The sequence below is a fragment of the Mesorhizobium sp. CA14 genome, assembly GCF_020165195.1.
Classification (GTDB): domain Bacteria; phylum Pseudomonadota; class Alphaproteobacteria; order Rhizobiales; family Rhizobiaceae; genus Mesorhizobium.
On record NZ_JAIUHR010000002.1, the window covers coordinates 42,182 to 64,293 of the forward strand.

General features: G+C 62.7%; 24 protein-coding genes and 2 pseudogenes. 15 read left to right on the forward strand and 11 right to left on the reverse strand.

Annotation, left to right across the window (positions count from 1 at the left end):
* Positions 1-80 precede the first annotated feature (80 nt).
* Positions 81-302, forward strand: a pseudogene (locus tag LB565_RS02410) (transposase); the annotation flags it as partial.
* Between the two features lie 14 nt (positions 303-316).
* Here LB565_RS02410 and LB565_RS02415 read toward each other — a convergent pair.
* Positions 317-493 (reverse strand): annotated as a pseudogene (locus LB565_RS02415) (IS21 family transposase); the annotation flags it as partial.
* An 11-nt stretch (positions 494-504) separates the two neighbouring features.
* Between LB565_RS02415 and LB565_RS02420 the strand changes: the two are divergent.
* Positions 505-708 (forward strand): hypothetical protein, encoded by a 204-nt coding sequence (locus tag LB565_RS02420; RefSeq protein WP_318012108.1) that lies wholly within the window; start codon positions 505-507, stop codon positions 706-708.
* A 35-nt stretch (positions 709-743) separates the two neighbouring features.
* Here LB565_RS02420 and LB565_RS02425 read toward each other — a convergent pair whose 3' ends face one another.
* The gene (locus tag LB565_RS02425) at positions 744-1,052 is read right to left on the reverse strand and encodes an aldehyde dehydrogenase family protein (RefSeq protein ID WP_411970600.1); all 309 of its coding nucleotides are present in this window, start codon (positions 1,050-1,052) and stop codon (positions 744-746) included.
* 62 nt (positions 1,053-1,114) lie between these two features.
* Between LB565_RS02425 and LB565_RS02430 the strand changes: the two genes are divergently transcribed.
* Complete coding sequence (locus tag LB565_RS02430; RefSeq protein WP_224581593.1) at positions 1,115-1,612, forward strand: hypothetical protein; 498 nt, start codon at positions 1,115-1,117, stop codon at positions 1,610-1,612.
* A gap of 226 nt (positions 1,613-1,838) precedes the next feature.
* Here the strand turns inward: LB565_RS02430 and LB565_RS02435 are convergent, their stop codons facing one another.
* From LB565_RS02435 to ehuB, 5 genes are read right to left on the reverse strand one after another with little or no spacing between them, the layout of a single operon-like run.
* On the reverse strand, positions 1,839-2,588 hold the full coding sequence (locus LB565_RS02435; RefSeq protein ID WP_224581594.1) for a GntR family transcriptional regulator: 750 nt from the start codon (positions 2,586-2,588) through the stop codon (positions 1,839-1,841).
* Positions 2,585-3,364, reverse strand: coding sequence for an ectoine/hydroxyectoine ABC transporter ATP-binding protein EhuA (ehuA, locus tag LB565_RS02440; RefSeq protein WP_318012109.1), 780 nt, complete (start codon positions 3,362-3,364; stop codon positions 2,585-2,587). Before ehuA ends, LB565_RS02435 begins: the two co-directional genes overlap by 4 nt.
* Positions 3,361-4,020: an ectoine/hydroxyectoine ABC transporter permease subunit EhuD gene (gene ehuD / locus LB565_RS02445; protein ID WP_224581595.1), complete on the reverse strand. Its 660-nt coding sequence runs from the start codon at positions 4,018-4,020 to the stop codon at positions 3,361-3,363. Before ehuD ends, ehuA begins: the two co-directional genes overlap by 4 nt.
* Positions 4,017-4,745, reverse strand: coding sequence for an ectoine/hydroxyectoine ABC transporter permease subunit EhuC (gene ehuC / locus LB565_RS02450; protein WP_224581596.1), 729 nt, complete (start codon positions 4,743-4,745; stop codon positions 4,017-4,019). The genes ehuD and ehuC overlap by 4 nt, the downstream gene beginning before the upstream one ends.
* Before the next feature lie 56 nt (positions 4,746-4,801).
* Positions 4,802-5,665 (reverse strand): ectoine/hydroxyectoine ABC transporter substrate-binding protein EhuB, encoded by an 864-nt coding sequence (ehuB, locus tag LB565_RS02455; protein ID WP_224581597.1) that lies wholly within the window; start codon positions 5,663-5,665, stop codon positions 4,802-4,804.
* Between the two features lie 241 nt (positions 5,666-5,906).
* Between ehuB and LB565_RS02460 the strand changes: the two genes are divergently transcribed.
* Genes LB565_RS02460 through LB565_RS02485 form a run of 6 tightly spaced genes read left to right on the forward strand, consistent with a single transcriptional unit; the run spans position 5,907 to position 13,288 of the window.
* Positions 5,907-7,088: a M24 family metallopeptidase gene (locus LB565_RS02460; protein ID WP_224581598.1), complete on the forward strand. Its 1,182-nt coding sequence runs from the start codon at positions 5,907-5,909 to the stop codon at positions 7,086-7,088.
* 21 nt (positions 7,089-7,109) lie between these two features.
* The gene (locus LB565_RS02465) at positions 7,110-8,258 is read left to right on the forward strand and encodes a M24 family metallopeptidase (protein WP_224581599.1); all 1,149 of its coding nucleotides are present in this window, start codon (positions 7,110-7,112) and stop codon (positions 8,256-8,258) included.
* A gap of 9 nt (positions 8,259-8,267) precedes the next feature.
* Entirely contained in the window at positions 8,268-9,524 is a 1,257-nt protein-coding gene (locus tag LB565_RS02470) for a sarcosine oxidase subunit beta family protein (protein WP_224581600.1), read from the forward strand.
* Positions 9,525-9,541: 17 nt separating this feature from the next.
* Entirely contained in the window at positions 9,542-9,808 is a 267-nt protein-coding gene (locus LB565_RS02475; RefSeq protein WP_224581601.1) for a sarcosine oxidase subunit delta, read from the forward strand.
* A complete protein-coding gene (locus LB565_RS02480) occupies positions 9,805-12,753 on the forward strand; it encodes a sarcosine oxidase subunit alpha family protein (RefSeq protein ID WP_224581602.1) in 2,949 nt (982 codons plus the stop codon). The genes LB565_RS02475 and LB565_RS02480 overlap by 4 nt, the downstream gene beginning before the upstream one ends.
* Positions 12,746-13,288, forward strand: coding sequence for a sarcosine oxidase subunit gamma family protein (locus LB565_RS02485; protein WP_224581603.1), 543 nt, complete (start codon positions 12,746-12,748; stop codon positions 13,286-13,288). Before LB565_RS02480 ends, LB565_RS02485 begins: the two co-directional genes overlap by 8 nt.
* A gap of 451 nt (positions 13,289-13,739) precedes the next feature.
* Here the strand turns inward: LB565_RS02485 and LB565_RS02490 are convergent, their stop codons facing one another.
* From LB565_RS02490 to LB565_RS02500, 3 genes are all read right to left on the reverse strand, one after another.
* On the reverse strand, positions 13,740-14,570 hold the full coding sequence (locus LB565_RS02490; protein ID WP_224581604.1) for an alpha/beta fold hydrolase: 831 nt from the start codon (positions 14,568-14,570) through the stop codon (positions 13,740-13,742).
* A gap of 242 nt (positions 14,571-14,812) precedes the next feature.
* Positions 14,813-15,307, reverse strand: a complete 495-nt coding sequence (locus LB565_RS02495; RefSeq protein ID WP_224581925.1) for an RES family NAD+ phosphorylase — start codon at positions 15,305-15,307, stop codon at positions 14,813-14,815.
* A gap of 11 nt (positions 15,308-15,318) precedes the next feature.
* On the reverse strand, positions 15,319-15,669 hold the full coding sequence (locus LB565_RS02500; protein WP_224581605.1) for an antitoxin Xre/MbcA/ParS toxin-binding domain-containing protein: 351 nt from the start codon (positions 15,667-15,669) through the stop codon (positions 15,319-15,321).
* A gap of 323 nt (positions 15,670-15,992) precedes the next feature.
* On the opposite strand from LB565_RS02500, the gene LB565_RS02505 reads away from it, so the two are divergent.
* The 6 genes from LB565_RS02505 (at position 15,993) to LB565_RS02530 (ending at position 21,388) form a co-directional block, all read left to right on the forward strand.
* Positions 15,993-16,661: a DUF1236 domain-containing protein gene (locus tag LB565_RS02505; protein WP_224581606.1), complete on the forward strand. Its 669-nt coding sequence runs from the start codon at positions 15,993-15,995 to the stop codon at positions 16,659-16,661.
* Positions 16,662-17,154: 493 nt separating this feature from the next.
* The gene (locus LB565_RS02510; protein WP_224581607.1) at positions 17,155-17,802 is read left to right on the forward strand and encodes a helix-turn-helix domain-containing protein; all 648 of its coding nucleotides are present in this window, start codon (positions 17,155-17,157) and stop codon (positions 17,800-17,802) included.
* Positions 17,803-18,019: 217 nt separating this feature from the next.
* Positions 18,020-18,988, forward strand: a complete 969-nt coding sequence (locus LB565_RS02515) for a helix-turn-helix domain-containing protein (RefSeq protein WP_224581608.1) — start codon at positions 18,020-18,022, stop codon at positions 18,986-18,988.
* Between the two features lie 144 nt (positions 18,989-19,132).
* Positions 19,133-20,650 (forward strand): aldehyde dehydrogenase, encoded by a 1,518-nt coding sequence (gene adh, locus LB565_RS02520; protein ID WP_224581609.1) that lies wholly within the window; start codon positions 19,133-19,135, stop codon positions 20,648-20,650.
* A gap of 67 nt (positions 20,651-20,717) precedes the next feature.
* Entirely contained in the window at positions 20,718-21,056 is a 339-nt protein-coding gene (locus tag LB565_RS02525) for a DUF779 domain-containing protein (protein WP_224581610.1), read from the forward strand.
* A 92-nt stretch (positions 21,057-21,148) separates the two neighbouring features.
* Complete coding sequence (locus LB565_RS02530; RefSeq protein ID WP_224581611.1) at positions 21,149-21,388, forward strand: DUF1858 domain-containing protein; 240 nt, start codon at positions 21,149-21,151, stop codon at positions 21,386-21,388.
* Here LB565_RS02530 and LB565_RS02535 read toward each other — a convergent pair.
* Positions 21,357-22,061 (reverse strand): Crp/Fnr family transcriptional regulator, encoded by a 705-nt coding sequence (locus LB565_RS02535; protein WP_224581612.1) that lies wholly within the window; start codon positions 22,059-22,061, stop codon positions 21,357-21,359. The two genes, LB565_RS02530 and LB565_RS02535, sit on opposite strands and share 32 nt — an antisense overlap.
* Between the last annotated feature and the right edge of the window lie 51 nt (positions 22,062-22,112).

Consider the following 22,112-nt stretch of genomic DNA (forward strand, 5'->3'; position numbering starts at 1 on the left):
ACGGTAGGAGTTGCCGCAGCGCCAAAAGGCCTATCGGATGCTTCCCCCTCCTTCGAGAGAACGGGTGACGCGATGCCATGACCAGCAAGTTCGACTGCGGTGCCTGTGAGCTCAAGCAGCGCTGCTGCCCGAACGCGCACGTCCGCAAGATCCTGCAGTCGATCCACGAGGGCGCCCGCGACATGGCGCGCGATATTGCCGCTACCGATGCCTAGGTGACTTCACGACGCGAGCGGAAGAGGTTCGAGATGCTGTTCGCGCACCTCAAGCGCATCTTGAAGCTCAATCGCCTGCGGGGGCGATCAACGTTTCAATCCGCCTGGAAGCCATCAAATCGACCGCGATACTCGACCAGTCTGCCGCGCTCCTCCTCGAACACGTCCCAGATCGTGCGTTCGGGCTGGTCAATATGGCGGTGTGCCTTCGCATAGGCGACGCATTTGTCGGCGAGCCAGGCATTCAACTCGGCATAGGACTTGAAGCGCAGCCGCGGTGCCGCGCGTGATGCCGACATCCAACGGAACCGGAGTGGAGGCGGAGCATACGTTGGACGGCTCAACGAAAGCCGAGCTCGAACGCCGGGGTTTCATCTTTACTCAAGCGGAGGATCCGATTGGCGGCGCTCAAGCGATCCGCATCGACTGGGAGAACGGCACGCTGACCGGCGCGTCGGAACCAAGGAAAGACGGCATCGCCCTGGGGAGCTAACGGGGGGTCGCCCGGCATAGGCTTGCCGGCTTCGCCTAAATAACTCCGCAGGGATTGAGAAGGTCGCGCGGCGTCCTTGACCACGACCATATCTTTGCCCGCACATGCGCTCCGAGGTCGTACACAGTGTCGTTGGCGATGGCGACGGCCTCCTCCACTATCTCGTAACTGTCTCGTAAGAGATGAAGAACCGGGCCGAATATCTCCTCTCGGGCAACGCGCATGCGCGTGCGCACCTCGGAACAAATCGTCGGTTTGAGTAGAACCCAGCATTCAGACCGCCCGGACCGCCCTGTCCGCCGATGACGGCCTTCCGAAATGCCCACGTGCTCTGCATGGCTCATAGCCACAGCCGCGCCTTCTGCTGAAAGAATCCGGCGATGAATGGATTGGCGATCTCTGCTGCATGCGAATTCCCAGGTTCAATTGGGCAAGCCTTATCGGTTTCCGATGCGCCACCGTCTCCCTTGCGATTTTCGGGAACACGGCGGCGGAACGCAGCGTTGAAGACATTGAAGGGACGGCCGTCCCTGCCGCCGTTGACCTTCCGACCAGCTTAAGGTCGCGCATCGGACAGGACATTGAACTCTCTGCAATGATTGGAGAATCCATCATGCGAATGCTCACCCTCTTTGCTGCATTTTCCCTGCTTGCCGGCCCCGCGTCGGCAGCCGATCACCTCTTCACCGCCACATCGGCAGGCGGCTTGACGACCTCGAGCCAGCCCTTCCTGAACGGAACAAACAACAACGCGCCGACAGCCGATGCTGTGCCGGGCCAGGGTAGTCCGCTATCGGGCGCCGAACATACCGTGCCGGCCACCGACACGGTGACGGGTGCCTCACTCCGGACCATGCCATCGGCCACTCAGGGCAAGACGGCGCCATCGGCCAATGCCCGCTGACTGCCTTCCGAGCATCCCAGGCGGCACGCGGAGGACCCGTAATCGAGCGCCGCCTTGGAATCTTTGTTAGGACTGCACCGGCCCATAACGGGCCCATAACATTTTTTGTGCCGATGGCAATTTTCATCAATGAAATCAAGGATAATGGTGGGCCCGGAAGGTCGTTGGTTCGTTCGAACTTCGGCAAGGAGGGATCGTCAATTGCCTGTGCAGGCGAGTGCTCGGACTATTCTTCTTGCCGCACCAAGCGCTCGCTGTTTGTGTCCTTGGCATGATCCCCATGCCGCATCATGCGTCGAAAGCTCATTGAGATATGCGCACGCCTGATGTGCCCGATCGACTCCCAGTCGCCGATCTGCGCCGCAGCCAGGACCTCCTCCATTTCGCGCCGGAAGGCCGTGAATTCCTCTACGAGACCCAGTTGCGGCATCATCTTCAGGACGACGCGCGCCACCTGGAAATACAGCCGCTCGCTGATCTCGCGCAGCGGCTGGTTCCCGGTCATGGCAGTCAGCTCGGAGAAGAAATCCATGTTCAGCTGCAGGAAAGCCCGCTGATCCGGATTGAGCATATCGGAATCGCAGCGCGCGACGAGCGCCCGGATCCGGTCCAGGTCGGCTGCCGTGCGCGGTATAGGCGAAAGCTTGCCGACCAGAAGCGCCAGTTCCAAACGCAGGTGATAGACCTGCTGCAATTCCTCGATATCGACATCAGTGACTATGGTGCCGACGCCGTGCACGGACTGAACCAGCCCTTCGGATTCAAGCCGCGCCAACACGCGGCGTATCGGCGTGCGGCTGATCTCGAATTCCTGGGCGAGTTCTTCCTCGGAGAGCCGGCTTCCCGGCGGGTAGTCGAGCAGGCAGATGCGGTCGCGCAGGATTCGATAGATACGCTCGAACCGTTCCCGCGCCGAAAGCGGCCGTGAGGCATCAACGATTGCCGTGGTGGCCGAGGCATCCGTATCAAGCGTCATCCAGCCTCCAGGACTGCGTGCAGAAATTGCCGGGTCCGCTCGTTCTTGGGCGCCCCGAAAAGCTCGCCCGGCGGTCCCTGCTCGCAAATCTTTCCCTGATAGAAGAAACAGACGCGATCGGAAAATTCCTTGGCGAAGCCCATTTGGTGGGTGACCATGAGCATTGTCAGATCATGCTCGCGACCAATTTGCCTTATCACCTGCAGCACTTCGCCGACAAGTTCGGGGTCGAGCGCCGAGGTCACCTCGTCGAACAGCATTATCTTAGGCCGCATCGCCAGCGCCCTGGCGATGGCGACGCGCTGTTGCTGGCCGCCGGAGAGCTGGGAGGGATAGTGATCCTTCTTCTGCGACAACCCGACCATGTCGAGAAGCTCGGCCGCCCGCGCTTCGGCATCGGCCCGCTTCATGCCAAGCACGGTTATCGGCGCCTCGATGCAATTGGCCATGGCCGTCATGTGGGGGAACAGGTTGAAGGACTGGAACACCATGCCGATCTTCGCCCGGATGCGCCGGATATGAGCGAGGTTGGCGGGCACCAGCTTTCCGTTCTGCCGCATATGCGTCAGCGGCTCGCCCTCGACCCAGATGACGCCGTCATTGATCGTTTCCAGCGTCATCAGCATGCGCAGCACGGTAGTCTTGCCGGAGCCGGACGGGCCGATGATGGAAACCTTCTCGCCGCGCGCGATTTCGAGATTCAGGCCGTCGAGGACGGTCAACGAGCCGTAGCGTTTGGAAACATTGTCGAAGCGCACCATCGGTTGTTCCGTCATCGAGCGTTCCTCCGATTGAGCAGGCGTTCGAGGGCACGGATAAGCGCGGCCGATACCAGGCTCATCGCCAGAAAAAACAGGCCCACCAAGGTGATCGGTTCGGTGTAGCGGAACGTCTCGGAGCCGATGATCTTGGCGGTCTGCATGAGTTCCAGCACGGCGATGGCCGAAAGCAGCGGCGTCTCCTTGAACAACGCGACGAGATAATTGCCGAGCGCCGGCACGATCGGCGGGATGGCCTGCGGGATGATGATGTCGCGAAAGGTCGTCCAGGAAGACAGGTTGAGCGCGATCGAGGCTTCCCACTGGCCGCGATGGATGTTGTCGAAGCCCGCGCGATAGACCTCCGAGCAGTAGGCGGCGTAGTGGATGCCGATGGCAAGCACGCCGGCCGTGAACGCGTCGAGCACAAGGCCGAATTTCGGAAAGACGAAATAGATAAAGAAGATCTGGATCAGCAGCGGCGTCGAGCGGATCAATTCGACCAGCACGGAGATCGTCCAGGCGGTCCACGGCACCGCGATGCGGATCACGGCCAGGACCAGGCCAAGCGTCGCCGCTATGACGAAGCCGAGAAGCGTTGCCTCGACCGACACGACGGCCGCGCGGGCCAGTATCGGCAGGATCTGCAAGGTAAAATTCCAATCCCAGATCATGCCGCCCTCCCTCGCGCCAGGCCGAGCGAGGCTCGCCTTTCGAGGAGCCGCATGCCGATAGAAATGACCAACGACATCGCCAGGTACATCAGCAGCACCAGCGTGAAGATTGGAACGGTCTTGAATGTGTTCTGGTTCATCTGCTGCGCCTTGAAGGCGAGGTCCGACAGGGTGATAAGCGAGACCAGCGCGGTCGATTTCAGCAGCTCGATGAACAGATTACCCCAGGGCGGGATCATGGCGATGAAGGCCTGCGGCAAGATGATGCGGCGCAGCATCTGCGCGCGGCTCATGTTGAGCGCCGTTCCCGCTTCCCACTGCCCGCGCGCGACCGACTGAATGGCGCCACGCACGCATTCGGATCCGTAGGCCCCGACATTCAGGCCAAGCGCCAGCACGGCGACGAGAAATGCGTCGAGCGTGACGCCGAATTGCGGCAGCACGAAAAACAGCCAGAACAATTGCACCAGCGCCGAGGTGCCGCGAAAGATTTCGACATAGACCGTCGCCAGCCATCTGAGCGGCGCCGGACCATACATGCGTGCCAGCGCGGCGAGCACGCCCATGACGATCGCCAGCAGGCTGCCCAGGACCGCGATCTCGATCGTCAGGACGGCGCCCTGCAGCAGTCCCGGGAGGAACAGCCTGTACGCTGCTTGCGTTGCCAGCACGGCGATCACGGCCAGCGAAGCGACAAGCATGGCAACGAGCGTTCGGATTCCCATCTGCTTCTCCGAAGAAAAAAGAGGGCGGCGCTTCACGCCGCCCAGCAGTTGGGAACTTATTCGCCCTTGCAGAGCTGGGCTGTAGTCTTGTTCGGCAGATAATCCTTGCCGAAGCCGAGCGGCTCGACCAGGGCAATGTGCTCGGGTGAGCCGATGAACTTCTTCAGTTCGGCGTTGAACGCTTTCTGCAAATCTGTGTCTTCCTTGCGGAAGCCGAAGCCGCCATGGCCTTTTACCGACTTGCCGGCAACCTCGCCGAAGGGCTTGGTCGATTCGACGCCATCGGCCTTTTTGGCCATGTCGGCGATCGACAGCGCGGTAAGCGCGGCTGCATCGGCGCGCCCTGCCTGGACGGCGGCGACGAGACTGGACTGGTCGGGCAAGGTCACGATCTGCCCTTCGGCAACACCCGCATCCTTGGCGAAGCCGCCCTCGACGGCGCCGGCCATGACGGCGAGCTTGAGATCTGGGTTGTCCTTGATGCTGGAAAAGTCCTTCACGCCCTTGGGATTACCCTTTGCCACCAACATGGCCTCGCCGATGCCGTAGGACGGCTCCGAGAAATTGATCTCGGCGCAACGCTTCGGAGTGATGAACATGCCGGCGGCGATGATGTCGAAACGGCCGGCCTTGAGGCCGGGAATGAGCGAGCCGAACTCGGTCAGCACGCCGTCGACCTGTTTGATACCCATCTTGGCGAGCACCGCCTTGGCGACCTCGGGCGCTTCGCCGGTCAATTTGCCGTCGGGCGTCGCAAAACCGAACGGCGCCTCGTTGGCGAAGCCGACGCGGATGTAGCCGTCCTTCTTGGCCCGTTCCAGCGTCGTCTCCGCATGGGCCGGCAATGACGTGAATGCGGTCGCGGCGAGCGCAATGCAGGCGGCGGCCTTCACAACGGCGCGGCGAGATATGTGTGACATGAGCATGTATTCCCCTTTTTCTTTTTGACGATTGCCTGGCTCGAGCGACGTTTCTCCTCCGTCGCATCACGCGCTTAAGACGTATACAACTCATCTGGACATATCGCAAGATGCGTTGTACGAATCTCGAAAAATAGCCATTTGCCTACCGGTTTGCGGTTAAAACATTCAACAGTTGTGCACAATTCTTGGAATTGCAGCTGCAAGCCGCATCCGGGCGCGGCAATGGGAGGGATGACGGTTGGGCGGGTCGGACGGGTTCACCAAGGCGGAATACGCACGGCGCCTGGCCGACGTTAAGCAGCGCATGGAGAAGGCCGGCTTCGATCTCATCATCTGCCAGGATCCGGCAAACATGTGCTGGCTGACCGGCTATGACGGCTGGTCCTTCTACGTGCCGCAATGCGTGCTCGTCCATCTGGAGGAAGAACGCCCGATCTGGTTCGGCAGGGCGCAGGACGCCAGGAGCGCCCGCATGACCACCGGCCTGCCCGAAGAAAACATCGTTCCGTTCTCGGAGCGGCTGGTGCAGCAGCCCGTCGAACATCCTTATGACGAGCTCGCCGGTCTGATCCGGGCACGCGGATGGGACCGGGCGCATATCGGGGTCGAGATGGACGCGCATTACTACACGGCGCGCTGCCATGCCCATCTTGTCGGCGGCCTGCCCGCGGCGCGCTTCAGCAACAATCACGACCTCGTCAATTGGGCCCGGCTGGTGAAATCGGGCGCCGAGCTGGCGCTGATCCGCCAGGCCGGCGCGATCTGCAACAACGCCATGAACCGCGCCGTCGAAAAGATGCGGCCGGGCGTGCCGCAGAACCATGTGATCGCCGAGATCTATCATGCGCAGATCATCGGCGTGCCGGGCGCCGGCGGCGATTACGCCGCCATCTGTCCGCTGATGCCGGTGGGCGAAGGCACGAGCACGCCGCATCTGACCTGGTCGGACGCGCCGCTTCCGGACAGCGGACTTGCCATCGTCGAGATTGCCGGCGTGCGGCGGCGCTACCACGCGGCGCTGACCCGGACGGTGCATTTCGGCAAGCCGGCGACCGCCCTCTCAGATATGGCCAAGGTGATCGTCGAAGGCGTCGATGCCGGTCTCGATCTGGCGCGACCCGGCAACACCTGTGAACAGGTCGAAGCCGCCTGGCAGGCGGTGCTGCGGAAAAACGGGCTGAAGAAAGAAAGCCGCGTCGGCTATCCCGTCGGCCTCGCCTATCCGCCGGATTGGGGCGAACGCACCGCGAGCCTGAGGCCCGGCGACAAGACGGAGCTGCGGCCCGGCATGTCCTTCCACTTCATGGCCGGCGTCTGGCTCGACGATTTCGGCGTCGCCATTTCGGAGTCCTTCGTCGTAGCCGAACACGGCGGCGAGCGGCTCTGCGACGTGACCCGCGATCTCATCGTCATCGACTGACAACGATTTCAAGGGCACCCAATGGACCGCAATCCCTTTTCCGAAGCAGAAATCGCCGGCCGCCTGTCGAAAGTGCGTAAGGCCTTGGCCGAGCGCAGGCTCGACGCCGCGGTTTTCGCCTCGCCGGAGAACATCTTCTATCTCAGCGGCCTCGACCATTGGGGTTATTTCGCGCCGCATCTGCTGATCGTCACGCTCGACCGGCAGCCGGTGCTGGTCACCCGGTCGATGGAGAAGGTGACGATCGAAAACCAGGCGAAAGCAGCGGAATTCCGCGGCCATTCCGACAGCGAGACGGCCGCCGATCTCGCCGCGCGCGTCCTTGCCGAACTCGGACTGACAGGTAAGCGCATCGGTCTCGAATACTGGACCTCAGGTCTCAGCCACGGCCTCGCCCTGAGGCTCGAGGCGCAGGCCGACGCCAAATGGAGCGACGTCTCCGGCCTGGTCGACAGGATGCGGCTGGTGAAGAGTGCCGACGAACAGGCGCTGATGCGGCGTGCCGCCAAGGTCACGGACGCTGCCGCGGGCGCTGCGATCGCGGCGATCCATGATGGCGCCGCCGAGCAGGAGGTCGCCGCGGAATGCGTCGCGGCGATGGCGCGCGCCGGAGGCCATGCGCCCGGCTTCGGCCCGTTCATCCGCCCAGCCGCCCGACTCGGTGAAGAGCACACGACCTGGGGCGACGGGTTTTATCGCGCCGGCGAGCCGGTGTTCGTCGAACTCTCCGGCTGCGTCTCGCGCTATCATGCGCCGCTCGGCCGGCTGATCCGCATCGGCAGCATCAAGGATGAAGACGCGGCGATGGCCGAGGTCACGGCCAAGGCATTCGATGCCGTCGTCAGGGCACTCAAACCCGGCATCAGGGCCCGCGACGTCTACGCCGCCTGGCAGGGCGTCGCCGACGAGGCGGGCCTCTCGCACTATCGCCGCCATCATTGTGGCTATCTGGTTGGCATCGGCCAGCCGCCTTCCTGGACCGGCGGCAATTCGGTGACCGGCTTGCGGCACGATTCCGATCTCGAGATCGAGACAGGCATGAGCTTCCACATCCTATCCTGGCTGATGGGCACAAGCCGCGGCGATGATTTCATCTCAAACACCGTGCTGCTGACCGATACCGGCGCCGAGGTGCTGACCCGCACGCCGACCGGCCCGATCGTCCGTTAGACCATGAACATGTCACGCTATTCGGCGTTCTCGATTTTCCGCAACGGCCTGTCCGGCCACAAGAACTGGCAGCGCGCCTGGCGCGCGGCGGAGCCGAAGCCGGCTTACGACGTGATCATTGTCGGCGGCGGCGGGCATGGCCTCGCCACGGCGTTCTACCTGGCCGAGAACCATTGCATCCGCAATGTCGCCGTACTGGAGAAGGACTATGTCGGCGGCGGCAATGTCGGCCGCAACACCACCGTCATCCGCTCCAACTACCTGCTCGACGGCAACACCCAATTCTATGAATTCTCGGTCAAGCTGTGGGAAGGCCTGTCGCAGGCGCTGAACTTCAACGTCATGTTCTCGCAGCGGGGCCAGATCGTCACCGCCCATTCGGCGGACCAGCTCGACATGTTCAGCCATCGCGCCAACATCATGCGGCTGAACGGCATCGATGCCGACATCCTCGACCGCGAGGAGTTGCGGCGGCTCGTGCCTTATCTCGATTTCTCCGACACGGCGCGGTTCCCGATATATGGGGCCATCCTGCAGGGCCGGGCCGGCACGGCCCGTCACGATGCCGTCGCCTGGGGTTATGCGCGCGCCGCCGACAGTCACGGCGTCGACATCATCCAGAACTGCGAGGTGACCGGCTTCGTCCGCGACGGCGACAGGATCGTCGGCGTCGAGACGAGCAAGGGGCGCATCGGCGCCGGCAAGGTCGGCCTTGCGGTCGCCGGACACACGTCGGTGCTCGGCCGGAAGGCCGGGCTGGAGCTGCCGATCGAGAGCCACGTGCTGCAGGCCTTCGTCACCGAGCCGCTGAAGCCGCTGGTCGACCATGTCGTGGCCTACGGCGCCGATCATTTCTATGTCAGCCAATCCGACAAGGGCGGGCTGGTCTTCGGCGGCAATCTCGACGGCTACAATTCCTATGCCCAGCGCGGCAATCTCGGCGTCGTGCGCGAGGTGGCCGAAGCGGCAATCGCGCTGATGCCCTGCATCTCGCGCGTCAGGCTGCTGCGGCATTGGGGCGGCGTCATGGACATGACGCCCGACGCCAGCCCGATCATCTGCCCGACGCCGATCGACGGGCTCTATCTCAACGGCGGCTGGTGCTATGGCGGCTTCAAGGCGACGCCTGCCTCGGGCTGGTGCTTCGCGCACACGCTGGCGACCGGCAAGCCGCATCCCTTGATCGCCGCCTTTCGCCTCGACCGCTTCCGCACCGGCCACACGCTCGACGAGGCCGGTGCCGGCCCGTCGGTCTGGCTGCAATAGGGAGCAGAGCAAGACAAATGCTTCGCATCGAATGTCCGTGCTGTGGCCTGCGCGACCATGATGAATTCCGCTATGGCGGCGACGCTTCGATCACCCGTCCGGGCCATGACGACCCGGATCCCGAGGCCTGGTACCGCTATGTTTATGTGCGCAAAAATCCGCCCGGACCGCACCGCGAATTCTGGCAACACGTGACCGGGTGTCGGCAATGGCTGGTCGTCGAGCGCGATACCCGCGACCATGCAATCGCCTCCGTCGGCTTCGCCAGGAAAACACGAGCATGAACTCGAACGACAGACGTCTGCCTGCCGGCGGCCGTATCGATCGTATGCGACCGATCGGCTTCAGCTTCGATGGCCGCACGCTGAACGGCTATCAAGGCGACACGCTGGCTTCGGCTCTGCTGGCCAATGGCATCACGCTCACCGGACGCAGTTTCAAATATCACCGCCCGCGCGGCACCTTTTCGGCCGGACCCGAAGAGCCGAACGCGCTGGTCACGCTTGGAACCGGTGGACGGCGCGAACCGAACCTGCCGGCCACCGCGCTCGAGCTGGCGCAAGGCATGATCGCCGAAAGCCAGAACCGCTGGCCCTCGCTTGGCTTCGACCTGCAGAGCGTCAATGGGCTGTTTGCGCCATTCCTTTCCGCCGGCTTCTATTACAAGACCTTCATGGGACCGACGCGGCGCGCCTGGATGTTTTACGAGCATTTCATCCGCCGGGCTGCGGGCCTCGGCCGGGCCGGCACCGAACGTGATCCCGACCGCTACGAGGTGCGCCACGCATTTGCCGATGTCGCCATCGTCGGCGGCGGCCCTGCCGGCCTCTCGGCGGCGCGCGCCGCGGCGTATGCCGGCTCAGACGTCGCGCTGATCGAGCAGGATTTCCTGCTCGGCGGTCAGCTTCTGTCGGAGCGTTCCGATGGCGAGGCGGCAGCTTGGCTGAAGGCGATCGAGACCGAACTGGCAGGCCTGCCCAACGTCACTGTGCGGCGCAGGACGATGGCGTTCGGCATCTATGACGGCAACACGCTGGCGCTGATAGAACGAAACGACGATCCGGTCGTGCAAGGCGCCGCGCGGCAGGTCTTCATCATGCTTCGCGCCCGCGCGGTCATCTTTGCCGCCGGCGCCATCGAGCGGCCGCTGGTCTTCTCCAACAATGACCGGCCGGGCGTCATGCTGACATCGGCCGCCCGGACCTATTTCAACCGGTTCGCCGTCCTGCCGGGCGAGAATATACTGGTCGCGACGACGAATGACGGCGCCTATCGCGCCGCCATCGACCTTGCCGCCGCCGGTGCGCGAGTGACCATCGCGGATCAGCGCAGCATCCTACCCGCCGGTCTGGCAGAGGAGGCCAGGCGCCTGAACATAGCAATCCGATCCGGGACCCAAATCGCCGACCTGCGTGGCGGCCACGCGGTCAAGGCCGCGAAGTTTGCCGGGCCGGGCGGCAATTCGGAAATCGCGTGCGACCTCGTCTGCGTGTCCGGCGGCTGGTCGCCGACGGTGCATCTCACCTCGCATCTTGGTGTCAGACCCGTCTATCGCGACGACATGGACGGCTTCGTTCCCGGCGGCCTTCCGGCGGGCCACTTTGGCGCCGGCTCGATGATGGGCCGCTTCTCGACGGCCGATGCCATCGACAGTGGCCACCGTGCCGGCATCGAAGCAACAGCCTTCTGCGGAAAATCGGCAGCCGCACCGGCTCCTGCGAGGCTCGATCTCGGCGAAGCCGCAACCGACGCGTTCCGCGCGATCCCGTCCATCGTGCGTGGAAAGGCCTTCGTCGATTTCCAGATGGATGTGACCACCAAGGACATCGAATTGGCGCATCGCGAGGGCTATGAATCGGTCGAGCACCTGAAGCGCTATACCACGCTCGGCATGGGCACCGAGCAGGGCAAGACCAGCAATTTTGCAGCACTTTCGGCTATGGCGGCGCTACGCCAAGAGACGATCCCGCAAACCGGGACCACGACCTTTCGACCACCCTATGCGCCTGTCGCCATCGGCGCGCTCGCCGGCCGCTCGGTCGGCCGCCATTTCAAGCCGATCCGCCGCACGCCGATGCATGACTGGCATGTGGCGAATGGCGCCGACATGCTCGAGGTGGGGCTGTGGATGCGTCCATATTTCTACCGCGTCGCCGGCCGTGACGTGAACGAGGCCTATGTCGCCGAGATGCGCATGGTGCGCGGGGCCGCCGGTCTGATGGACATTTCCACCCTCGGCAAGATCGACGTGCAGGGGCCGGACGCGGCCATTTTCCTCGACCGTGTCTACGCCAACGGCTTTGCCAAGCTCCCGGTCGGTCGCGCCCGCTACGGCGTCATGCTACGCGATGACGGCATCGTCTTCGATGACGGTACCACCACGCGGTTGTCGGAAAACCGTTTCTTCATGACCACCTCGACCGCCAAAGCGGCCGATGTCCTGTCGCGACTGGAATTCCTGCTCGACACCGCCTGGCCGGAGCTGCGCGTCGCGGTCACCTCGGTCAGCGACGAATGGGCGACGATGTCGGTCGCCGGACCGAAGAGTCGCGATGTCCTTGCCGCCGCATTCCCGGGGCTCGATGTCTCGAACGAGGCGCTGCCGCATATGGGCTTCATCGAGACCGAGTTTGCAGGACGGGCGCTGCGCATCATCCGCCTCAGCTATTCCGGCGAGCGCGCCTACGAGATCTATGTCGGCGCCACTGCCGGCGAGAAGGTCTGGCGCCATTTGCTTGAGGTCGGCGCGGCCTTCGGCTTGAGGCCTTACGGGGTTGAGGCGCTCGGCGCGCTGCGGGTCGAAAAAGGCCATGTCGCCGGACCGGAGATCGATGGCCGCACCACGCTCGACGATCTCGGCCTTGGCCGCATGGCCGCAAAACGCACCGGGTTTGTTGGCGATGTCCTGCGGCGGCGTCCGGCATTTCAAGCTCCCAACCGCCAGCGTCTGGTTGGCTTGGAATGCGCTGAGGAGGGCAAACGGCTGCGCGGCGGCGCCATTTTGTTCATCCCAGGCGATACCGTCGCCGGGCACGGACGCGGCCGGATAACGTCGGTGACGTTCAGCCCGGAGCTTGGCCGTTATGTCGGCCTCGCCCTGCTGGCGGCCGACGTCGCGGCGGAGGGAAGCGAAGTCTTCGCCACCTATCCGATGAAGGCTGAAACCGTTCGCGCCCGCATCGTTTCGCCCGTCTTCCTGGATCCGAAAGGAGAGCGGCTGCATGGCTGAGGCTCTGGCATCGAAAGATTTCAACCTGTCGAGGTCCGACTGCCCGATCGTTCAGACCGAGGGCTGGGACGGGATGCTGGCCCGGTTTGAGCTTAGTCTTTCGCACATGCTGGGCACTGCCCTGCCCGTCTCGGTCGGCGAGACGGGCCGCCATGCCGACGCGCTCATCGTTCGGGTCTCCCCCCGCCGCCTCTGGCTGATAATGGAGGCGGATGCAGAAACGCCGCAGGCAGCGATCGATCCCGAACTGGGCTGTTCGGTTCATCTCGGCGAGGGACGCGTGCGCTTCAGCCTGAGCGGCGCGCGCGTCCTGGAAATCCTCTCCGGCTGCATCGCAGTCGACTGGCGCTCGCCAGGCGCAGCGCCGGGCCGCGCATTTCAAACGGTCTTCCATCACGTACCGGTGCTCGTCCTGCGCACGAGCGAGACCGGGTGCGACATGATCGTGCCGCGAAGCTTTGCGCACAGCCTTGCGGACTGGATCGCCGACAGCGCCGGCAAGCGTTCTTCGCCTAGAATTAATGCGCGAAATTGACTGCCGCTGGCCGACAAGATGGAACCGTTTATAACCCGTCCACCCAAGCCGCAGGAGGTTCCGATGTCGGCGCCCGCCGGCTGTTGGTGGCCGAAGACGTATGGCTGGTAGCGGAAAGAAGATGCTGCCCGACCGGTCGCCGACACATTGGAGCACCAGGCCATATCATTCATCTTCGTAAGCGGGTATTCGGCCGGAGATTTCCCGGTTCCGGCAAAGCCGTTGGCGCCGACGTTGCCAGTTGTCCATGAGCGATGCGCAGAATCTGGCGGCAGCGCGGGCAGCGGCCGGCTAGTGGATAAAATCAGACGCTTGGCACTCTGCTAAATGCCTGCTCTCGACCCGTTACTGGCGTTCGCCAGCCGGCCTTAAATGAGACGCAAGCGGCGCGAAGCGGACATTGAAGAGAGCGAGGGAAAGTTGCCGTCCAACCCGAGATTCGATCCCTTCATCAGTCTTCGGCTCGGCGTGATAAAAATGCGTTCAGCCGCCCCAGCATCAGTTCCGGAGCTTCAAGCTGAGGCAGATGGCCGACGCCCGGCAGTGTTTCGAATGATGCCTGCGGGATCATCGCATGAAGCGCTTTGCCTCGCTCCAGCGGAATCCATGGATCGTCCTCGCCCCAGATGATCTCTACCCGACAGCGAATATCCCCGAACATTGGTTCGACTTCTGCGGTGTACTTTTCGTCGGCTTGCGCGAATTGCCGGTAGAAGCTTTGTCGCCCGTCTTCGGAAAGCCACGGCTCGACAAGCTTTTTGAAGTCCCTGGAACCGATCTTGTTCACGATCGCGCCCTTGATGTAGGCCTCCACGACAGCTCTGTGGATATGCGGAGGCAAGCCCAGAAAGGCATCCACATGGCGACCGACGTGATCAAAGAACTCCGATCCCCAGGGGCGCATCGCGACGACATTCATCAGAACATATCGATCAAATTCACAGCCATGCAGCAAATGTGCCCGCAGCGTCGTCGCCCCACCCATGTCATGCGCAACGACCATTGGTCGCGCGAGCCCCCAATGAGAAAGCATCTCGGCGAAGATGTTTCCCTGCACATCGAGCGACGTGCGCTGCTCCGCGCTTTTGTCGGACCGGCCGTATCCAGGCATGTCGTACCAGTGAACACGATACCGGCTTGCAAGGTCCGGAATAATCCGGTGCCATGAAAACGAAGACCACGGCCAGCCGTGGGCCAGCACCAGTGCAGGACCGCTACCAAGTCGACCCGTTGCGACCATGCCCGCAGATGTTTGCACGTTCTCATCGAGTTTCCACGACATCCAATATTCTTCCCTGGATTTTCCGGACAGCGACGTCCTTACGAACCCGTGCCAACCTTATAGTTGGAGACCGCTGGCCTCAAATCTCGATGCTGCCCGCTCCAAAGCGGATCAGACACTTGGCTACCGAACGACCCCTTCATGGCGCTCATTGCTCGTTCTGATCGGTGGGACGGACGGCAGAAAACCACCCTTAGGAGACCTACACGGTGGGTACCAAGCGTCTGAATTTATCCACCAGATCAAACGAGCCGGTGCTCGTCGTCGATCAGCTCGAGCCTGGATGGGGCAGCGCCATCCCATCGCCACAGAACGAGATTCAAGTCGCCGTTTGCGGCGCCCTTGGCGAAGCTCGGCACGAGCAGGCCATTATAGCCTTGCGCGACCAGCTCACGGGCAAATCGCTGCGTATGTGCCTCGCCATGGTCTCTCATCTGATCGCGCCATGTCGGGTCGGCGAGGGCCGTCGCATCGAGACCCATTGCTGCAAGAACGGTGGCGTCGCCCGCATCGAAGACGGCCTCGATCTCGGCACGATAAGCGACCAGCGTCGTCGGCTGCAGATCGCCCACCTGGTTGGCTTCGCGCAAAGCCGTCAGGACCGAGGTCGACGCATAGAGCGCCGGCATGCCTTTGGGGTTGAAACGCCCTCCATAGAGCTCGGCACCGCGTCCCGACATAGGCTCGCGGGCATACACCGGATTGAGAGCGCGGTAGAGCCGGCCCGAATAGGTGATCGCGGCGATGGTCAGGCGTAAATCCCCGCATCGACCGCGTCGATGAAGTCGAGGACCTCATCAGCTCGACCCTCCCGAACGAGCTGCATAGCCGTCTGCCCCGAAAAACCCGCCAGCGGCTCGGACCGATACCAGGCATAGGCCATGAGCGCGGAGCCAAATCGCGGCTCGACCTTGTTCACGATTTCCACCATCTCGCGCAGGCGGCGCTGCGTCTTGTCTGAGCGCACCCGCTCCCGGCGCTGGACCGCGTCTTTCCCCAGACCAGCGGTACGCGCGATCTCCTCGCTCGTGGTGCGGAAAGCGTCCGCAATCTTCTTCGGTGCGAACAACCCGTTATCCGCATATTGTGCCAGGCCCATCGCAGCACCTCCGTGCACTGCCAAAAATTATGACGCAATATAGCGTCAGTAGTGCCGGCATTTCAAGACCTCCCGGGCTTCTCCTCGCAACGATGGCCGTTCCAGCGGTCGGACCCCAACGACTCCACGGCCGACCGCGCAGGCTGTGCGGCAAGATCGGCCGCTCCGATGATGGCAACCCGACCATATCTAGACGCAAGCGGGAGCAGCAGAGCGAGCCATGGTGACATTTGGAATCTATCCGTTCCGCGATTCCGCCAGCGGAACGCACATGGTTCTTCCTCGTTTTGGCTCTGAGGGAACCATGAAACGGAGAGAGAACGATGAGAAGGCTTTTGTTACCTGTGGTGACAGGCGCGCTTGTCGCCTTGTCTGGCGCAGCTTTTGCCGACACTCCCGTGTCCGCCGCTACAAACCTTAACGTTCGCGCCGGTCCGGGTTCGCAATATCCAGTCATCGGCGTGCTGCGGGCGGGGCAGACGGCCACACTGAACGGGTGCCTGCAAAACTCGAAATGGTGCACCATCGCCGAGGCCGGTGGTCAGGGCTGGGTTTATTCCGACTACGTCACCGCAGAATTCGGCGGCAATCGGGTCGTCTTAACCGAGCGACCGGCCAATTCCGGCATCGCGGTCGTGAAACCTCCTCGCGATCAGGCTAATGCCGGAGCCGTCGCCGGCGGCGCCACCGGAGCGATCGCCGGCGCTGTCATCGGAGGACCGGTGGGCGCTGCTGTTGGCGGCGCGGCGGGAATCGTCGGCGGCGGTGCAGCCGGCACCGTGATCAATCCGCCCGAACAGGTGCGCACTTATATCAGCGCGCATCGGGTCAAGCCTGTTTACCTTCAAGGAAAGGTTGTAACCGGCGCGACGCTGCCTGAGACGGTAGCTCTACAGAAGATCCCGAACTACCGGTACCGGTATGTCTATGTGAACAACCGACCGGTGCTGGTTGAGCCATCGACGCGCCGCATCGTCTATGTGGAACGCTGAAAGTGCCAATCGGCAATGAATACCGACCGTCGGGCGAGTTGCACGGCGGTCAAGCCGAGGCGGGCTGTTGACCGCAACACACGACTGCGAACAACGACACCGCCGATTTGGTCGTCTTGCTCGACGCGCACCAATCCTGGCTTGGGGCAAGATCACCGAACGGCGCGCCGCCGACGCCCACTGCACGCGTGATTTCGTGGATGTCCATTATCCAAAGGCCGAACGTGTCCAATGGTGCACGTGTACACCTTCTGAAGAAAATCAACGGTTTAGCCGCTGGTTAGCAAACCTCTCTCGTGTGGTCTGGCGAACCAAAAGACACAAACGAAGATTGGCCCCAAGACATCGGACCAAGTGGTTGCTCAGGGAGATCCGGGTCGATCGGGTGATCTCGGATTCCGCTCTACGTAGTTTCCCGTAGGGAGATAACCGAATTTCGGCTTCCCGGGATTTGCGCGATTGCTGTCGTCACGAATTCACCGGGACCACAGCAATGTATGCTCAACCTTCCGCAAAGATCGAATTGCCGTCTTATCTGCCGCAGCAGGATCCCTCGCCGGTATTCGAAGGAGCGATGGTGCAGCCGGTCAGCTTCTTCCCGGCAGGGGCCGAGATATATGCCCAGGGCGAAAAGGCGGGCGCTCTCTACCAGGTCGAGTTCGGCGCCATTCGCATCTATCGCCTGCTTGCCGACGGGCGCAGACAGATCAGCGCATTCCATCTGGCGGGAGAAACATTCGGCTTCGAGGCCGACACCACCCACCACTTCTTCGCTGAAGCGATCAACGCAACCGGTGTGCGGGTCGTTCGTACCCCCTCGGGCATGGACATGTCCCGCCAGTTGCTGCCGCTTGCCTTGAAGGGCCTGACCCGGGCGCAGGAACATCTCCTGGTGCTTGGCCGCCAGAACGCCATCGAGCGTGTCGCGGCATTTCTGGTCGAGATGTCGGAGCGCCAGGGCGGCCTGCGGCAGGTGGAACTGCCGATGTCGCGGATCGACATCGGCGACTACCTTGGCCTCACCATCGAAACCGTGTCGCGCGTTTTCACCCGCCTGAAGGAGAGAGGCGTCATCCGTCTGCCCAGCCTGCGCAGCATCGAAATTCTCAAACGCGACGCGCTGCTGGCGATGGGAGAATGAGACCATCGGAGCCAATCCTGTCCTGGAAACTGAGCGGCAGTCAAATTGGGCGCGACATAGCCTCTACGGTGATTCTCGATCCGCCAGCGGACAAGAAGGTCGATCGCTCATCGCTGGCTGACGAAGCGGGTTGAAACGGCTTCTCAGTCTTCTGGCGAATTGACGGCTGTGCAGATCGACCGCAGAAACTGGCACAGATACAACAAAGCGCTGAGACATGGGCGAGGATTTATCCGGCTATCATGCCGACCGCATTCAAGCCGCGATCGCTTCGGATGCGGCGGCAAAGTCCGCGCTGATCGCGTCCTGGCGCCGGTCTTCCAACTTGCACCGGCTCGATCCGGCCGATTGCAGCCCAGCACGCTACCTGACGCAGCTCGAGCTGGGGCAGGCGCGGCAACGCATAGAACCGCTCGTCCGAACTGCCCAATCGAGTCTCGACCGGCTGTATCTTGCGGTGGGCGGCGTCGGGTGCTGCGTCCTTCTCGCCGATTGCGACGGCGTGCCGGTCGAGCGGCGTGGCTCGCCTGTGGACGACGAGACGTTTCATTCCTGGGGTTTATGGACCGGCTCCGTCTGGAATGAAGAAAGCCAAGGCACCAACGGGATCGGCACTTGCCTGGTTGAACAGCGTGCGCTGACGATCCATCGCGACCAGCATTTTTACACGTGCAACACGGGGCTGAGCTGCACCACCGCGCCGATCTACGATCACCAGGGCGATCTTGTGGCAGCGCTTGACGTGTCTTCCTGCCGGGCGGACCTGACAGAGGCATTCGCCAACCTCATTTCGGTGGCTGTAGTCGACGCGGCGCGCCGGATCGAAGCGGAAAATTTCAGGATTGCCTTCTCCAAAGCGCGAATTCTACTGGCGCCGGTCGCCGACAAAGGTTCGGGCGCGCTGATCGCCGTCGATTCTGACGACCTCGTGGTGGGCGCCACCCGCTCGGCTCGCCTCGCGCTGGGAATTACGCAAGAGTGTCTCGACAAGCCGACGCCAGCGGCAGATCTGCTGGGCTGGGCTAAGAATGGCCCTGAAGTGCTCGCCGAGGCAGAGCGTGGGGTCCTCCAACGGGCGCTGGCGCGAACAGATGGAAATGTCTCCGCCGCGGCTCAAGCCCTCGGCATCAGCCGCGCGACGCTTCACCGGAAGCTCAACCGCCTGGACGTCCACAGATCTCACTGATGGTCGAATCCTCGCTTGAGTGTCGCAATCTTGCGACACATCCTGGCCGGGCACCGAGTCCGGCGCAGTGACAACAGCAGCGGAAACCGCAAGCCTACCTTCGAAGCGTCGCATCCCGCGACGTCAGCTTTGGGAGGAAGGCACATGAACAAGGTTGAATTCTCACGCTCGGTCAAAGCGCCCTTCGACAAGCGTTATGGCAACTTCATCGGCGGCAAATGGACCGAGCCACGCTCCGGCCGCTACTTCGAGAACCACTCGCCGGTGAACGGTCAGTTGCTCTGCGAGATCGCGCGTTCGGATGCCCAGGACATTGAGGCAGCCCTGGACGCGGCGCATGCTGCGAAGGACGCATGGGCGCGGACCAGCGTGGCCGAGCGGTCGCTCATCCTCAACCGCATCGCCGACCGCATGGAAGAAAATCTCGATCTCCTTGCCCGCGCCGAAACCTGGGACAACGGCAAGCCGATCCGCGAAACAACCGCCGCCGATCTGCCCTTGGCCATCGACCATTTTCGCTATTTCGCCGGCGCGGTGCGTGGCCAGGAAGGCAGCCTCTCCCAGATCGACGACGACACCGTCGCCTATCATTTCCATGAGCCGCTCGGCGTTGTCGGCCAGATCATCCCGTGGAACTTTCCGCTGCTGATGGCGTGCTGGAAGCTCGCTCCGGCGCTTGCGGCCGGAAACTGCGTCGTGCTGAAGCCGGCCGAGCAGACGCCGGCCGCTATCATGCTGTGGGCCGATCTTATCGCAGACCTGTTGCCGCCGGGCGTGCTGAACATCGTCAACGGCTTTGGCCTCGAGGCCGGCAAGCCGCTCGCCTCCTCGCCGCGGATTGCCAAGATCGCCTTTACCGGCGAGACCACGACGGGCCGGCTGATCATGCAATATGCCAGCCAGAATCTGATCCCGGTCACGCTGGAGCTCGGCGGCAAGTCGCCCAACATCTTCTTCAAGGACGTTGTCGCCGAGGATGACGATTTCTTCGACAAGGCGATCGAAGGCTTCGTCATGTTCGCGCTGAACCAGGGCGAGGTCTGCACCTGCCCGAGCCGCGCGCTCATCCATGAATCGATCTACGACACCTTCATGGAACGTGCCCTCAAGCGCGTCGAGGCGATCGTTCAGGGAGACCCACTCGACCCGGCAACGATGATCGGCGCGCAAGCATCGAGCGAGCAACTGGAGAAGATCCTGTCCTACTTCGACATCGGCCGGCAGGAAGGGGCGGAGGTGCTGACCGGCGGGGCCCGCAATCATCTGCCCGGCGATCTGGCGGGTGGCTATTACGTCAAGCCGACGGTGTTCAAGGGACACAACAAGATGCGCATTTTCCAGGAGGAGATCTTCGGACCGGTCGTTTCGGTGACGACTTTCGAGGACGATGAAGAAGCGCTCAGCATTGCCAACGACACCCTCTACGGCCTCGGCGCCGGAGTTTGGACACGTGACGGCAACCGTGCCTACCGTTTCGGCCGCGCTATCCAAGCCGGCCGCGTCTGGACGAACTGCTACCACGCCTATCCCGCGCATGCGGCCTTCGGCGGTTACAAACAGTCCGGCATCGGCCGTGAGACCCATAAGATGATGCTCGACCATTACCAGCAGACCAAGAACATGCTGGTCAGCTATAGCCCGAAGAAGCTCGGTTTCTTCTGATTGCTTCTGGAGCTCACAGGCGCGGCTCCGAAACGGGCCGCGCCCGCAGGCGGAAATGGCGGAGCCCATGCAAGCCAAGGTCACTGCAACGCCAGCAGCCCTCGCGCTGATTGCCGAGATTGTCGCCGAGCATGGGCCGGTGCTGTTCCATCAGTCCGGCGGCTGCTGCGACGGCTCTTCGCCCATGTGCTATCTGCGCACCGAGTTCATCGTGAGCGAGCAGGATGTGCTGCTCGGCCACATCGCCGAGGCGCCCTTCTACATTGGCGCATTGCAGTTCGAGGCCTGGAAGCATACCGATCTCGTTATCGACGTGGTGCCTGGCCGTGGCGGCATGTTCTCGCTCGATAATGGGCGGGAGAAGCGTTTCCTGACACGGTCCGCGATCTGCTCCATCCAAACGTGAGGACAGCATCAGACCGCGTCCTCTTTGCTTCAGCGCAACGAGGACCCGGGCAACCGGATGCAAGATGCCGTTCTTTAACGCGGACAACCGGCATGAAACGCAAACTGAACGATGACGCGACCATGGACGGGATCATGCGCGAGACGCCGGCGGCAATCCGTGTCGTTCTCCAGCATGGGATGCTGTGCGTCGGGTGCCCGATCGCTTCCTTTCACACCGTTTCGGACGCGGCGCGCGAGCATGAGTTGGATGAAGATCAGCTTCGCCGCGATCTTGAGTCGGCCACCGAAAGCGACCGAACTAGCTCTTTCCCGCGCGACCTTCGGCGATGACAAGCAGATGATGCGGCTCGACCACGACGACCCTCTGGCGACCGCTCTTGACGAGCCCTTGGTCCTCCCAGGCGGAAAGCAGGCGGCTTACGGTGTGGAGCGTGGTGCCCGTCATTTCCGCGAGGTCCTGGCGTGAAATCGGGAAGTCGATCAGGATCCCCTCCTCGGTCTTTTTTCCCGACTGCTTGACCAGCTTCAGCAACGCATGCGCGACGCGCTGCCCCACCTGCTCGGTCGACATCTCGATGACGCGCATGTGGGCATCCTGCAGCCTGGATCCGATAACCTTGTAAGTGTTGGCGCTGAAGCTTGGGAAGCTCGTCGCGAATGTCGGCCACAGATGGCTTGGCCAGGCAAGCACCACGCAATCGACGGCCGCGACGGCATTTGCCGGATAAGTCGTCCGGCCCAGCGCGCTGGCGATCCCCATCAGCTCGCCAGGGCTTATGTAACGCACGGTCACTTCATGCCCATCCGGAGTCGATTTCATCACGCGCACATGGCCGTCGAGCAGCAGGAAAAAAGAATGCGCTTCCTGTTCCTGCTCGAACACCGGCTGATCCCTGGCGATGCGGATGGACCTCGCCTGGCTTATGATGCGATCGAGGTCCGCCGCAGCAATCCCCTCGAAGACGGACAGTCCGGCAATCAATGACCGATCAAGGCTTGCCAACTGTCTTCACTCCCCAACTCAACTGCGCAGCCCCCGAGTTGCGGAGCAGAC